Annotated in this window: 15 protein-coding genes; 9 read left to right on the top strand and 6 right to left on the bottom strand. The window is 52.7% G+C overall.

Going from position 1 to position 13,320, the window contains the following annotated elements; all coding sequences use genetic code 11:
* Positions 1-567: 567 nt before the first annotated feature.
* Positions 568-1,302, bottom strand: a complete 735-nt coding sequence (locus VXJ24_RS08740) for a hypothetical protein (RefSeq protein WP_330972549.1) — start codon at positions 1,300-1,302, stop codon at positions 568-570.
* Positions 1,303-1,896: 594 nt separating this feature from the next.
* Between VXJ24_RS08740 and VXJ24_RS08735 the strand changes: the two genes are divergently transcribed.
* The gene (locus tag VXJ24_RS08735; RefSeq protein ID WP_330972548.1) at positions 1,897-3,186 is read left to right on the top strand and encodes an EcsC family protein; all 1,290 of its coding nucleotides are present in this window, start codon (positions 1,897-1,899) and stop codon (positions 3,184-3,186) included.
* Here the strand turns inward: VXJ24_RS08735 and VXJ24_RS08730 are convergent.
* Positions 3,139-3,267 carry a hypothetical protein gene (locus tag VXJ24_RS08730; RefSeq protein WP_330972547.1) on the bottom strand — a complete coding sequence of 43 codons (129 nt, stop codon included), beginning with the start codon at positions 3,265-3,267 and terminating at the stop codon, positions 3,139-3,141. The two genes, VXJ24_RS08735 and VXJ24_RS08730, sit on opposite strands and share 48 nt — an antisense overlap.
* Positions 3,268-3,417: 150 nt before the next feature.
* On the opposite strand from VXJ24_RS08730, the gene VXJ24_RS08725 reads away from it, so the two are divergent.
* The 7 genes from VXJ24_RS08725 to VXJ24_RS08695 all read left to right on the top strand — a co-directional run bounded on the left by VXJ24_RS08725 (position 3,418) and on the right by VXJ24_RS08695 (position 8,852).
* Positions 3,418-3,930: a hypothetical protein gene (locus VXJ24_RS08725; RefSeq protein ID WP_330972546.1), complete on the top strand. Its 513-nt coding sequence runs from the start codon at positions 3,418-3,420 to the stop codon at positions 3,928-3,930.
* The gene (locus VXJ24_RS08720) at positions 3,930-4,229 is read left to right on the top strand and encodes a hypothetical protein (RefSeq protein WP_330972545.1); all 300 of its coding nucleotides are present in this window, start codon (positions 3,930-3,932) and stop codon (positions 4,227-4,229) included. The genes VXJ24_RS08725 and VXJ24_RS08720 overlap by 1 nt, the downstream gene beginning before the upstream one ends.
* An 894-nt stretch (positions 4,230-5,123) precedes the next feature.
* Positions 5,124-5,525 (top strand): hypothetical protein, encoded by a 402-nt coding sequence (locus VXJ24_RS08715; RefSeq protein WP_330972544.1) that lies wholly within the window; start codon positions 5,124-5,126, stop codon positions 5,523-5,525.
* A 285-nt stretch (positions 5,526-5,810) separates the two neighbouring features.
* On the top strand, positions 5,811-6,812 hold the full coding sequence (locus tag VXJ24_RS08710) for a hypothetical protein (RefSeq protein WP_330972543.1): 1,002 nt from the start codon (positions 5,811-5,813) through the stop codon (positions 6,810-6,812).
* A gap of 31 nt (positions 6,813-6,843) precedes the next feature.
* The gene (locus VXJ24_RS08705; protein ID WP_330972542.1) at positions 6,844-7,308 is read left to right on the top strand and encodes a zinc ribbon domain-containing protein; all 465 of its coding nucleotides are present in this window, start codon (positions 6,844-6,846) and stop codon (positions 7,306-7,308) included.
* Between the two features lie 89 nt (positions 7,309-7,397).
* Positions 7,398-8,093, top strand: a complete 696-nt coding sequence (locus tag VXJ24_RS08700; RefSeq protein ID WP_330972541.1) for a hypothetical protein — start codon at positions 7,398-7,400, stop codon at positions 8,091-8,093.
* A gap of 240 nt (positions 8,094-8,333) precedes the next feature.
* Positions 8,334-8,852 carry a hypothetical protein gene (locus VXJ24_RS08695; protein WP_330972540.1) on the top strand — a complete coding sequence of 173 codons (519 nt, stop codon included), beginning with the start codon at positions 8,334-8,336 and terminating at the stop codon, positions 8,850-8,852.
* A 257-nt stretch (positions 8,853-9,109) separates the two neighbouring features.
* Here the strand turns inward: VXJ24_RS08695 and VXJ24_RS08690 are convergent, their stop codons facing one another.
* Together VXJ24_RS08690 and VXJ24_RS08685 are read right to left on the bottom strand one after the other, a co-directional pair.
* The gene (locus VXJ24_RS08690; RefSeq protein WP_330972539.1) at positions 9,110-9,502 is read right to left on the bottom strand and encodes a hypothetical protein; all 393 of its coding nucleotides are present in this window, start codon (positions 9,500-9,502) and stop codon (positions 9,110-9,112) included.
* Between the two features lie 91 nt (positions 9,503-9,593).
* Positions 9,594-10,193 (bottom strand): hypothetical protein, encoded by a 600-nt coding sequence (locus VXJ24_RS08685; RefSeq protein ID WP_330972538.1) that lies wholly within the window; start codon positions 10,191-10,193, stop codon positions 9,594-9,596.
* 565 nt (positions 10,194-10,758) lie between these two features.
* Between VXJ24_RS08685 and VXJ24_RS08680 the strand changes: the two genes are divergently transcribed.
* On the top strand, positions 10,759-11,388 hold the full coding sequence (locus VXJ24_RS08680) for a recombinase family protein (protein WP_330972537.1): 630 nt from the start codon (positions 10,759-10,761) through the stop codon (positions 11,386-11,388).
* Here the strand turns inward: VXJ24_RS08680 and VXJ24_RS08675 are convergent.
* Both VXJ24_RS08675 and VXJ24_RS08670 read right to left on the bottom strand, forming a co-directional pair.
* Positions 11,376-11,969, bottom strand: coding sequence for a hypothetical protein (locus VXJ24_RS08675; protein WP_330972536.1), 594 nt, complete (start codon positions 11,967-11,969; stop codon positions 11,376-11,378). The genes VXJ24_RS08680 and VXJ24_RS08675 overlap by 13 nt on opposite strands.
* Positions 11,962-13,188: a tyrosine-type recombinase/integrase gene (locus VXJ24_RS08670; protein ID WP_330972535.1), complete on the bottom strand. Its 1,227-nt coding sequence runs from the start codon at positions 13,186-13,188 to the stop codon at positions 11,962-11,964. The genes VXJ24_RS08675 and VXJ24_RS08670 overlap by 8 nt, the downstream gene beginning before the upstream one ends.
* Positions 13,189-13,320: the final 132 nt, after the last annotated feature.

The following is a 13,320-nucleotide window of genomic DNA, read 5'->3' as shown; positions in this document are numbered from 1 at the left end:
CCCGGATGCTCCGGAAGGCCGAATTGCACGCCTTGCCGCAACGCTTCCGGCACATTTTGCAGGACTTGCTGCAACCGTTGCGCTTCGGATTGCAGTGTTGCGCTTACAAATTCAATCCACCAATCGATAGCTTCCGATGGGCGATGGAAATCTATTGAATCAACCCTTGACAGCAAATAGGAGCCTCACTGATAATCGTTACGGGGTTTGTCCTTCAAGCAGAAGTGAACCCGCAACTCCGAGGCTATCAAACACAGCAGATTGTCGACTGCCTGGCCCGCGGGCAGAAGGTCAGGATGAGCCGCAGGAAGGTGCAGCGCATCATGAGGAAGTTCGGCATCGTGTGCGAGAGGAAGCACAGGAGGCCCCGCGGCCCGATTGGCCAGGACGGAAGCCCAAGGTTGCGCCCAACGAGCTGTGCTGCCGTTTGGCACAAGGTCTCCACCTTCATAGTCTTTGACTTCAGGCGCTGATCTAGCGCCTGCGGAGTGAGGCCGAGATCAATGGCAAGGGAACGTTGGGAACGTCCCTGCTCCTCAAGTATCGACTTTATGGCGTCTGCTGATCTCATAGTTGCAACATCCCTTGGTAGAAGGTTGACGGGAACATAAATTCTCGATCTTTCTTCTTTTTATCGTTGTCGAAACGCACGGCAATTCTGTCGCTGCCGATTGAGACAACCTCGTCGTAGCCGAAGCTCTTGTGGAAGACCTGAGTCCCCTCCTCGATCTTGGAAAGGTCCGCCTCGGTGATGGTTGGTTCTTCGGGCTCCAATGCCTTGGGCTCGGACTTTTTCGGATAACCGGAGGGCCACCAGCCGGCCTTGAAGCCCGTTGCCTTGCCACCTTCCAGCTTGTAGGTGAACTGTGCGCCGTTCTCAGCAAGCTCGTTCATGACGGTGTCGAGCTCCCCGCCGCCGATTGCCCAAAGGCTTCCGCCCTTGGGGCGGCAATCAGCGATGCGGATGTTGCGGGACTCGAGGAAGTCGACGACCCAGTCCCTTTTGACAGGCGACTCTCCGAGCGTCGTTGCGTTCATCGCAGGCCTTGAAACGCCCGATGTCGACGGCCTGACCGAGGACCTTACCGTAGGAACAGGAGACGGAGCTACCGCCTTATCATCGTTGACCAGAGCGGTTCCGTCGGGAACAACCATCGACTCCTGCAGCTTCGCGTAGAGGTAGTCGTAATACGATAGCGACGCGTCGTAGAGGCCGACCTTCTCGCCCTCATGTTTGTTGATGCCGGTATAGACAAGACTCGCATCCTCATAGCGACGGAACTTGTAGACCGCGTCGTTCATGTCCGACGGCACCATGTTCGCGCCGCTCGCGCAGTACTCTTCGCGCGACTTCGCCGAGGGGCACCGCACTATCCGGATCTTCACCTGCGAGAAGGCGATCGAGCTCGGGGGGCAAGCGGACAGACTTCGCCGACACGGCGGAGCTAGACACCTACCTCGGGGACAAATTGTCCCGATGCGAGGTCGTCCTGGAAGAGCTGGCGGACGTCGCGCAGGCCCGGGCCTTCGTCACCTGCAGCTACCAGACGAGCAACTCACGCACCGTGGTCTACGCGAAGGAGGTGGAAACATGGGATTCGCGCCCTTCGGAATAGGGCTCCTCATGGGGCTCCTCACACCCACGGCCTACGCCTGCTGCGCAGCCGGCGACGACCGGGGCTGAGCACGGCGCAAACAACAAGCAGCAACCGAACACAGCGCTCAAAGCCCCTCACAACGCAGCAACATCCATGCTTGTTGGCGTCCATAAGATGCCAACACCCTCTGTCTGGTATGCGCCCGTCGCATACGGTGGGATAATTGCAAATGAAACAGATTCCACACGAGAATTGCATCCCCTATAGAGAATGCAGCTCTCGAAACCAGGAGGAGAAGATGGATGACAAAACAGTCGATTCGGGCCACACGAAGAATAGCGGCCTTTTAGGCAGGTTGGCAGCTGGTGTTGCAGATGCCGCGGATGCGGGCGCAAAAGCCATGAACGCCGGCGCCGAGGCAATCAAGGCCGGAGCAAAAAGGACCCACCAGGCATTCGGAGGCGAATACGGAGAGACATTCGAGGGGAACCTTGTCGCCGAGGACGGCTCGTACATCATGCCGGATCCCGTACTCGACGAGCGAGAGTTCAACGAGATTGAAACCCTCGCGAAACGCTACGAGAAGCTCACCTCGCCCGGTGCCCTCGCGAAGGCCGGTAAGCAGATTGGCGAGGCGGTGCCCACGCCCGTGAAGGACCTCGTCAATAAGGCCGGGAAGGCCGCGAAGGACACCCTCAACGGGTTGACCGAGCAAGAGCTTATGGCAAACGCCATCAAGGTGGCAGCGGAGGGATTCGGGGAACTCGAGAAGCAGGCGGCGAAGGCGAGCGTCAGCAGGGAGTACGTCATTTCCCGCATCAACGAGGGCAAGCAGGAGGAGAAGGTCTCCTCGCTCTCCGAGATATGCCTGCTGCGCGCCTACGACGTCGCCGCAGTGACTGCGAACGAAAGGCTGCACCACATGGGCATAGCCCTCGCCGAAGGCGGAGGCACGGGCGCCGCGGGCTTCTGGGGCCTGCCCGCCAACCTCGCCCTCAGCATGCTTATCTACTTCAGGGCTGTCCAATCGGTCGCCATGTTCTACGGCTACGACGTTAAGGACGACCCGTCCGAGCTCGTCGTCGCGAGCGAGGTGTTCCAGAGCGCCCTCGCTCCCAGGGCCAAAGTTGACGCCACAAGCGAGTACATCGGCAAGGTCCTCGTCTACGCGGAAGCAGCCGCTGTCAAGCAGACCGCGAAGAAGGGCTGGTCGGCGATGGTCGAGCAGGGCGGCGGCGCCCTCGCGATAGCCCAGATCCGCGCGCTTGCCAACGGCGCTGCCCGCAAGGCAGTCGAGAACGGCGGCAAGAAGGCGCTCGAGGCCGGAGTCTTCAAGAAGGCGCTCACCCAGATTGGGCAGAAGATGACGCTCGAGACCGTCGGGAAGATGGTCCCCGTCATCGGCGCGGGCTTCGGGGCGCTGTTCGACACTGCGCAAATGAAGAGAATCCTGGACTTCGCGGATCTTTTCTACCACAAACGCTTCATCATCGAGAAAAATCAGCGCGCCCGCGACCTAGTGGAAAGGAAACCCGAGCCGCTAGCGTCCGAGGACCCCGCGGAGATGGAAGACGTCGACGAACACTAGGGTCCCGTCCTCGTCCACCGCCACGAAGTCGATCCCGTCGAGCGCAATGCCATCAAGGAACTCGTCCGACTCACCGTACACACGCTCGACCTCAAGGCAATCGTCGTCTACGGCGTCTGCTCGACCAATGACGCCGTAGACGACATCTTCTCCTACGCGAAAGAGAAGGGCATCGAGATAGCCGTCCCGGCGAACGCCCTCAAGGAGCGCAACGTCGCGCGGAGGAGGGCCATGCGAAGCAGCAACGGCAGGCTCGCCTACGGCACAAGCGGCAATCCCCAGACTCACATCATGCAGGAGACCTACGCCGCCAAAGTGGCCGAGAACGAGGCGAAGCTCAAGGCTGAAGCCAATGCCGCACCTTTAACCGATAAGTCCCATCTTGCCGAACTGGAGGCAAATAGCGTCAGGTTCACGCGCGAGGACGTGATATTGAGATTCGACCGGGCAAATCGTCTGGTTGGAAAAAGGAGCAGGGCTGCAGGATATGCCCATTCGGAATCGAGGGGCCATGTGGGGCAAATCGCCAAGAAGTCCAGCCTCTCCGAGTCCGAAGTGCCGAGACTCCTGCGCAACATAATCCGGGATGGACGCATCGTATCGAACAAGATCAGGGAAACCAACGGCGGAAAGGGCTACGAGCGGATTTACGAATACGATAACGAGCGTATTCTTCTTACGGGCATAGGCATAAACGGCTTCATAGTCAGCGCCTACCCATTGAAGAGTAGAACGGCAAAATAATGAAAACTCTCAAGATTTCACTCGACTTCCCGGCCGGCCCTTTGTGGAAGGACGAGTTCATCGACGGCGAGCTCCGAACCGGCATTCCCGCGATTGATAATGACAAGGCTTTGCAAACCCTCAACGACCAAATTTGCGAGCTGTACTCGTCTTGCTACGAGTTCGACTCGCACGACCAGCCCTGCTGGTTCAACGAGGAAAAGGAAAAGGCCGACAAGCCTCGCATGCTCGAGCTCTTGGGCAAACTCAACACCCGCATCGCAGAGCTGAACGACGGCTCCTTCGTCGTGGACGACTAGGAAACGCCGCGCGTTAAGGCGTTGTAGCCGGCGAGCAAGACAACGTTATCAAGGCCAGCGCCCCGTTTGGAGCGCTGGCCTTTTCCAGCTCCCACATCAAGTTGCCGTCTTGTTCTCCTCATTCAGACGGCCCTTTTCGTTAGCTTCAATGAATAGCAAATATGCTGAGAAATGACGATACGCAGTACCCGAGATTCCCGCCTTGCCCTCGGGGACAAAAACCGAGTGCCTACTCACTCGGGATAGATCCTTACTCCCATTCCTCCGAACACCGCCTTGTGCCTTGTTGTCTCGAAAACACGGGAGTAAATAGCGAAATCGCATGTGAACGGGTTGTAAAACGACGAAGTAAAAGCCTCCGTTCCAGCATGGTAACGGAGGCTTGATAATCGGGTTTACTCACCAATGTCGCTGGTGGCTTTGCCGTGAGTCACATACGAAACGAAACTCAGCGGCACAGCGCGGCACTCAAAAGTGCAGGTTAGAACCCTGTCGGCCTATTCCCACTCAATAATCACTCTACCTCTATTAACAGCGGTTTTCTTACCATTTTGAGTATTTGCAACTCATTCTTACAACTCTCCAAGAGAGAAAGGAAACGGCTGTGAGCACGAGCGGCTACGAACGGCTCAACCATACCATCCAAGAGTGCCAAGACGGACTTGCGCGGGATATGACGGAGTTCAGTGAGCGCTGCACGTTTCTTGGCTTTGCCTTCGAACCATAGGACACAATCCAAGAATACAGGAGCTTATGCAGCTTTGTTCATCGAGCGCACGCCGGTAGTTGACACAGCCCCCATTAACGCATGACAAGCGCCTAGGGTAACGAATGGCGGCATTGAATAAACTTGATAAACTCCTATCAGAGATACCTTCAAGAAAGGATGGGGCCATGCCGCGAAAGAACGCAGAGAACGAGAAGACCTACGCTGAACTCACCGCAGACAACCTTGCTACTCTTGAGGGGCTTTGCCGCAAGCTGAAAGACTTTGACTTGTTTGAAGCCTTGTGCGGCAGGGACATCACCGAACGAAAGATGTATGAGATTCTCTGGGGCGTGTACCAGAGTTACGCCAAGAACGACAAGACTGAAGTTTCCACCGACAAGCGCTCAACTCTCTCCACCCGCTGCAAGCAAAACTTCCAACGTTGGAAGCAGCTCACAAATTGGACAGACACAGACACCAATTCTAAGTATGCAAACTTCTGGGCACAGGAGAAGGAGATGTTGGAGTGGTATCTAACTGAATCTCTTGTGGACATCTTTACTGACATTGCCTCTGAAGAAGAGTAGCCGCGTACCGTACACCTGATTTGTTAGGGCGCTCCCCCAACGGGGAGCGCTTTTTTCATCCCGACCTAATACAATTTACTTGCCACACTGCCGCCCGGCAACGGGTGGTGTCTACAACAGATTCGTAAGCAGTTAGTCAGGGGGAGTCTTCTCCCTCCCTGAGACTGCTTGCGCATACGTAGGCACCGAAGGCAGTGTGGCAACTGTGGGCGGAGACTCCCCCTCACTACCTTTTGCGGGGCTTCTTCCACAGTACCTATTGGGCTGCGCCGGAAAGGAACCTCGATGAGCAGCAAAGGCATAACACGCAAAAGCTTTATCTACTCGTGCGCCCTTGGAGCGATTGGCGTTCTTGGCCTTTCCGGATGCTCTGTTTCAATTGAGACAGAGCAGGAACAGAAGGATGAAAAGTCCAATAGCAACGCCTTTTCATTGCTCGGGACTTTTTTAGTTGAGCCGACGGATGAGCTTACACAACTCGGCGTTGACTTCTCAGCCATTCCCGACACCCGTAAACTACTCATTTGCTTATTCGATATAACAAACTCAACGAAACAGAACTGGGATGCTCACCCGCAGTGTTCCATCTCATATGATTCTGGGAATCAATATGAAATTGACGGCTACAGCCTTCCCGCTCAGGTCCAAACTTTTATTGCGTATTCAGGCTATCTACTTGCCAGCAAGAACCTTGTAATTGATGCGGGGGGCGCAGCGCAGCGCGCAATCGCCCCATTCCTCGTCAACACAACCGACCTCGAGGAAAAGGGCACCCTCAAGATTGACATTCCCGGATGCGCCAGCACTGAGATTGGAATCGAGCCTGACGCAATCGAATCCGTCGCAATCCCGGATGCCATTTTCAAGGTTGAAGAGAACCCGGACGGATACCAGCTTGCGCATTCAGTTTCTGCTCGGGCAAATCTCGCATACACTCTCACTGATACAGCCGCGCAATCATCACGGGCGGGAGATAACGCCAGCGCGGCTGCCGGTCTTGTGGCGGCTTCAGCCTTGTTTTCGCAAGATACGGTCTGGGGAGTTTCTCTTATGTCGGGCCAATCGATTATGGATTCAACGCTCATCTCAACAGAACTCTGTCCCAAAATGGACTTCTCTAAGATTGCGTCGATTGACCAACAACTAGCATCAGACGTTGAGCAAATCGGCCAATACCTAACGGCTATGGGCTCAGCATTCGATAACCAAGATTACTCAACACTCAGCACAAACGCGAATTCTTTATCTTCGCTTCTTGCCAAATACGTCGCAAGCGCATCTATCTGATTTAGAGCGATTAGAAAGGAGTGTTATTGAAATGGCTCTTATCAAATGCCCCGAGTGCGGCAAAGAGGTGTCAAGCGAATCTAAGACGTGCCCAAACTGCGGCAAGCAGCTAAAACGTCCTGTTGCCCCAACCGTACTGACAGTTCTCTCTGTCCTGATGTCCGTCTGGCTGGTATACGTTGCTCTTGTACCGGCTGTAAACTTTTATGTAAACGTTTATTTTCAGCCTCACGGCGTCCGTGATCTTTCAAGCGAAAGATATATTTGGATGTTCTTTCCGGTTGTGGGTACCGCCTTGGTGTCAGGCGTACTTTTGCTGATCAATTCTCGGATTGATTCCAAGCGCCTGAACACCATAGGAATTGTCCTGTCTATAGCTTCTCTCGCAATCTATGTCATATTCTTTGGGCTCGACCCCGCGCGGTCGACACTCTTTCCCCTCTTCATCACCCCGCCAATCCTCAGTCTTGTAGCAGGGTTCAAGCTTCGCAAGTAAACAAAACACGGGCACCTACCTTGCGGCGGGTGCCCGTTTCGTTATGGAAGGCCCGTATCAATAGAAGCGTTATTCTAAAAGGAGTAAATATGACAAACCTAACCCGCAGAGACTTTCTCCTTGGCTCTCTTGGAGTCGCCAGCACGTTTAGCATCGCAGGATGCAACAATGACACAAACAGCCAGGATTCTAATACCCAAGAGTCTACAGAAGAATCACAAGAGCAAGCGGAGGTAACCAAATACGTCATTGGGGATACCGTTGAAACTGATTTGGTGAGACTCACCCTCAACAATGCTGCCCTTACCATTGCCCTCAACAATTCCCTTCGAGCTGGGACGGGATTCAGCATCGACAACGACTACTTCTGCCCCAAAGAATACGACGCAAAAGAGGACTCTAACAACCCATTTGTCGCGCCGAAAGGTAGCACGCTTGTTTTCTACGAATTGCTGCTTGAAAACCTAGATAGAGATTTCTTGGAGCTTGACCCCGTTGGCAAAAGTGATTTTGTTTCAGTCACCTACAACGGCACGACTTATACCGGAAACGACTTTGAAGAGAAAGAATATGGTTGGATTATTAAGGACGTTGAAGGGGAGCAAGACTGGAATAGCGAGCCGCAAGATTATATCTACCTAGGAGTTGGAGTCAAAGAACTTTACAGGGGATACGTCGAAGCTCCGTTTGAACCGGAATCACTCACCGATCCTTTTGAGATTACGTTCCAACTTCCCAAGTTGGGAGATACAACTGAATCCTTCACATTTGTAGTAGGCCAGTAACGATTGCTGGGAAAGAAGGGATTCTATGCCAGAGTACGTTGGTTCAAAATTGAAGTCAGAGGAGTGGGGCGTAGACCAAAGCAAAATCAGCAAATGGTGCCGAGAGGGAAAGATTCCGGGAGCAAATCAAGATAAGAAGGGCAGCCCTTGGAGAATACCAGTGAATGCCAAAAAACCTGAGTAGCCTACGGGATTACCCTCCACTGGTTCACTTTGACCAAACCGACGAAAGGGAAATGGATGATTTCACGGAGAAGCTTTTTGCTTGCCACATCCTTCAGTCTCATTGGATTGCTGGGACTTACTTCCTGCGATGGAGCATCGCAGAGCTATGTCAAAATCAATGGAGAGGAGCTGTCCCTGGATAAACTCGGTGAGATAATTAAGGACAACGAGCTTACCGCAAGGAAAGACTACGTTGGCAAAGATATTGAAGTTTGTGCTCCTTTGGTCTCTGTTTCCAGCCCCGGCAACATCTCGGTAGAACTTGATTCGTCAAGCTACTATTCCCACGATTGTCCCTACGGCTGGGTTTCAATAGGGACGAAAACAACGCGCTATCTTGTGGAGCTTGAGGAGTCAGATGTTGAGATTGCGGCAGGGTTCGCCGATGGAGACACTATACGCGCCACCGGCGTATTCAGCGGATTTAACGCCCTTGGCTACATTACAGAGATATGCCTCTTTACCACCAGCTCGACACAGTTTGATGGTGGACCCGTGAATGGGGCAGCTACCCATCTGGAAAAGCTAGACTGACGCTTATGCTCTCAGAGAGAGTAGACCAGCTTCAAAGTACGAATAGAAAAGCCATCGAGAGCGGGCACCCGCCACTAAGGTAGGTGCCCGTTTCGTTAATCCTGAACGCATTTGTATTCCTTCGATTACTCTACGAAACCGCTTGAATAATGAGGCTTGTTACGCCGTTATAGGTACGAAAAACCTCTAGCACCTACCAAGCAGAGAGTTGCCCAATTTCATTGCTTTATCGGGCTAAAGCAATCATATTTTTCGGGCTAAAGCCGCAACTTTACGTTCACCTTCTCAGGCACCTTCTTTAGCTCGTCCTGTATTGCGTCTAGCAGCAATGTATCCTCGAACTGCTCTTGGGTTATCGGTGCGTCCCAATCAGAGCGTATCTGCTCGCTGCAAGCTTGGTGTACCTTCTCTATCTGCTTATCCCCTACGTAGTCTGCTTGCATCGCCATATCATCTGTTTGCTGTCTTAGCTGCCTTGTCTTCTTGCTTAGCCTGTTGTCAAAGTCCATCGCATTCAGAAGATACTCCGCCATCTGCTTGCTTGTCGCGTGTTCGTAGCCGTCTATCATTATCTGCCGCTGGGCGTCCTTTAGCAGCGTGTGCGTATTCCAGACCCTGTACCAGAGGAAGTATTCATTTACCAAGCTCATGCACTTTACCTTTCTTCTTGGGAGCGTGTGTTTGTCCGGGGCGAAAAGATTTTGAATGCCGCTTCTGTCGAAATCCCAAAACTACCCTCCCCTATCGATGCTGGAGGTATTTGCGGGCTATCTGCTCGTCCGTCATATCGCGGTCTTCCGCCTCGTACTGTCTGAGGTATTCGCTTTCCTCTCCGTATGTGTCAGCCCAGCAGCGAGCGCAGAACAGTTCTGCACTGCGGTGTTGCTCGATAACCATTGAGAAGAACTCCTCTTCCGTCATCTTGTCTATTGGCTTTGAGGATGCGGGTCTTGATTTGATCAAAAACGTCTCAGTGCCAAGGTGAACCTCTCTGGAGTTACCGCCATCGAACGCAACCTTTCTGACGATATTCTCTGGATGTTCTGGTTGCTCGTCCTCTGACCAAAGTCCGCCGACCTCTTGGCTCTTCTGTTTGTTGAGCTTCTTCTGTACCTGAGCGCGGAAACTGTCGGTGAACATAAGGCCGAAACCATACTTTGACCAATCCTCTTTGCTCTTAATATTGAGCGCGGTTTCGAGCCATTCCCAACTTGTACCGTTCTGGCGCAACTCCTTGATAGCTGTCTCCCCGATGAAGCGTGTTTCGTTCGGTAGGCTCTCGATGAAATCTCTTACATTACTCATTGCTGACATACTTACTCCAATCACTTCTTGGGACATTAAAAATGGCTGTCACGCCTAATGGCGTAACAGCCGACAAGAGAGATTGGAGAAGAGCAGGCGGAGTTATCCCTTCTGCTCTTCTCTTCCCTCTCTTTTCTTCGCTTGGTTTTGGTTACCACCAAACCAAACGTCTTCTATCTCTCTCTTCTCTTTTCTGCCTCTACTATCTATGAAAGTTGTGGATGTGTATTTACAATCATTTGCCCATGCTTTTTTGTATCTTTCCATCAACGCAACTAGAGATATAGCGTGACAGATTCATGCCGCTGTTGGCTGCTGCTTCAGTCCATTCGGCCTTTTTTGACGGTTCGATTCGTAGAATTACATTGTCGGTTTTAAGTTCTCTTGATTCCATTAGGAAGCTCCATTTCATTCTTTCTGTTAACTTAACTTTATGTTGTCAAAAGTACACTTTTGGCAATGATTTCTACCATCCAATGGAGAGTAGTAAATGCGCAGGATATTTCTTCATTGTGATTGTCAAAACTATTGCCAAAACCTACTCTTTGTCATAACATCTCTACAGCACCTTTTGATAACGTTTAGAAAGGCGGCGTGACTTATGGCAACGTTCGGGTATGCGCGAGTGAGTACCAAGAGTCAGGAACTTGCTAGACAGATTGATGCTCTGAGGGCGGCGGGCGTAGAGGATAAGTATCTCTATGCGGACAAGGTAAGCGGTGCCAAGGCTTCTCGTCCCGCTCTCGATGAAATGCTCGGCAAACTCCGCGAGGGTGATACGGTTGTTATCGCTTCTCTTGATAGGCTCGCACGCTCAACCAAACAGCTTCTAGACCTTGCGGAAAAGTTCAACGCCGAAGGTGTCTCTCTTGTGAGTCTCCATGAACAACTAGATACCAGAACGCCACAAGGCAAGTTTATGTACACCGTCCTTGCCGCTATGGCGGAAATGGAACGCTCTCTTATTCGCGAGCGCCAACGAGAAGGTATAGAAGCGGCAAAAGCACGCGGTGAAACTGGCGGCAGACCACGTGCCAACAAGAACGCGGTTAGAAAGGCTTTGGCACTCTACAAAAGCGGGCAATATAGCGTTTCTCAGGTAGCAGCTGAGTCCGGGATTTCAATAAGCACACTCTACCGCTATCTCAGGATTGAAAAGAGCCAGGTCTTCTCGATCGAACCGCTCGCGAAAAGAAAGGGCGTTTCCGTCCCCCTCTCTCACAACTTGTAGCATTCGTCTTGTGACTCCAAAAGCCTAACCAACTTCCGCATATCCTCTGGTATCTCCTCGCCGCTCTCGTTGAGCCTGTCTATGTAGTCCATAGCGTCAAAGAACAAGTCCTGAAAGCCCTCAGCATTTAAGACACGATAGAACTCCGTCTCAAACGTCTTTTGGAGTACAGCGCCCTCAACCTCCTCGGGGTTTTTCTCCTTGATGAACCGCATACGTTCGGGAAATCCGTACTTGAACAGAACCATCAACAGGGCTTGCCCCAGTTCCGATTCTAGGAACTCGTCGTAGTTCTCCGGCGTAGGCGTGAAGTACGTAACGAGTGCGGCCTGAACGTCCATCGTAGGGTTGTCTAGATAGTCCCTTATGTCTTCCACTTGCTCTTGGAATACCTCGTCTCTAATGTCCTCCAAGTCCATCACACGCTTCTTCCAAGGCTTCACCAAGAGATAGCAAAGCATCTCCCCACTCAGCATGTACTTCATCCTGAACTTGCCGTCTCCATCGAACAGAGTGTCATGGAGCTGGTTGTAAGTGTCTATAACCCAAGCGTCGAACTTCCGCCTTGTCTCGTTAATCATCGCGCTCAGTCCTCTGCTTGAATGCCTTGCCTATCTCCTGCATACCCTGATACTTCAAGTCATCGTCACCAACGCCCGTGTACGTATCGAGAACCATCGAAACCGTGTCCCCGAGGATGGAGGCGAGCGTTTTTACATCTATCGCCTTGGACTGAACCGCAACGGTGGCGAAAGTATGCCTAAGTCCGTGCATAGTGAGGTAAGTCCCGTCGCTTGCCTTCACGTTGTTGCGGCGGCAGAACCTACCGAAGTTCTGGGTAACCCATTGGGGCTTTCTAAACTTGTCCTTGTCCCCCACCACATACCAGTTCGGCTCAGGTTCCTCTATCCTGCCGTTCATCCAGCAAACCTTGTCGCACCATTCCTCCAACTTGGGGCGAAGCTCGCTCATTATGGGAATAGTGCGCTCGCTGTTCTCAGTCTTGGGGCCTTTGGCGTACGGCTCGTTGCCGTTGCGGGCAATGACATTGCGGATGATTATCTTGTTCTGCGCAAAGTACACGTCACGCCATCTCAACCCACATATCTCCTGTCCCCGCATACCCGTATACAAGGCGAGGTAGTAGCACAACGCGTGTACGTCACCATGCTCCTTGTTCCATCGCTTCTCAAGGGCTTCTGTAAGCCTACGAAGGGATTCGTCCGTGGCAAAAGCCTTCTCCCTCTTGTTCGCTTTCGGGGACTTCAAGAATCGGAACGGCGTGTCCTCAATTCTTCCGTGCTCAATGTCGAAGTTATATATGCGTCGAAGTAGCGAGTAAGAGTTCGTCATAGTGGAGTTGGCTATGCCCCTAGCCCTCAAGCCGTCCTCCCACCCCTCTATGTCTCTCTTGGAGAGTTTGGAGTAGGGAATGTCCGCTATCGGCTCCTTGAGCAAGTAAAGTTCAGCGTTCTGGGCCTTCGCGGTGAGAGTTGACTGTTCCATGTGTCCCGCCGCAACTTCAGTCTCAAGGTACTTGAGGTATTCCCGCACCCTCTCGCCCACGCTCTTTCTGTTCGGCTCTTGGACAAGCTCAACCGGGTTGGTGAGCCTTGCCTTGCGGTTCAGCTCGTGCTTCCATTCCTCGAACTGCTCTTGGGACTCGCGCTTCTTGGTTGTGAACAGCTTCGTCTTCTGGTGCCGCTTGCCGTTCTCGTCGTACCAGAAGAGAATCCCCTGATATTTCTTGGCGTTGTCGCGCCAAGTGACGCTCGTTCCCCTATAGAAGTCCTTAGCCACGAGAAACCCCTTTCGTCGCTGTTGCAACTCCCACTCGATGCCTCGGAGTTTACAACATTCTTGCGATAAAAGGGGTTTGAAATCTGTCTATGTTGCAACAACACTTCTGCAAAACAGCTGGTAGTTAGTGGT

The sequence above is a fragment of the Olsenella kribbiana genome (assembly GCF_036408795.1).
Taxonomy (GTDB): domain Bacteria; phylum Actinomycetota; class Coriobacteriia; order Coriobacteriales; family Atopobiaceae; genus Olsenella_L; species Olsenella_L kribbiana.
This window is presented reverse-complemented; position numbering and strand designations above follow the sequence as displayed.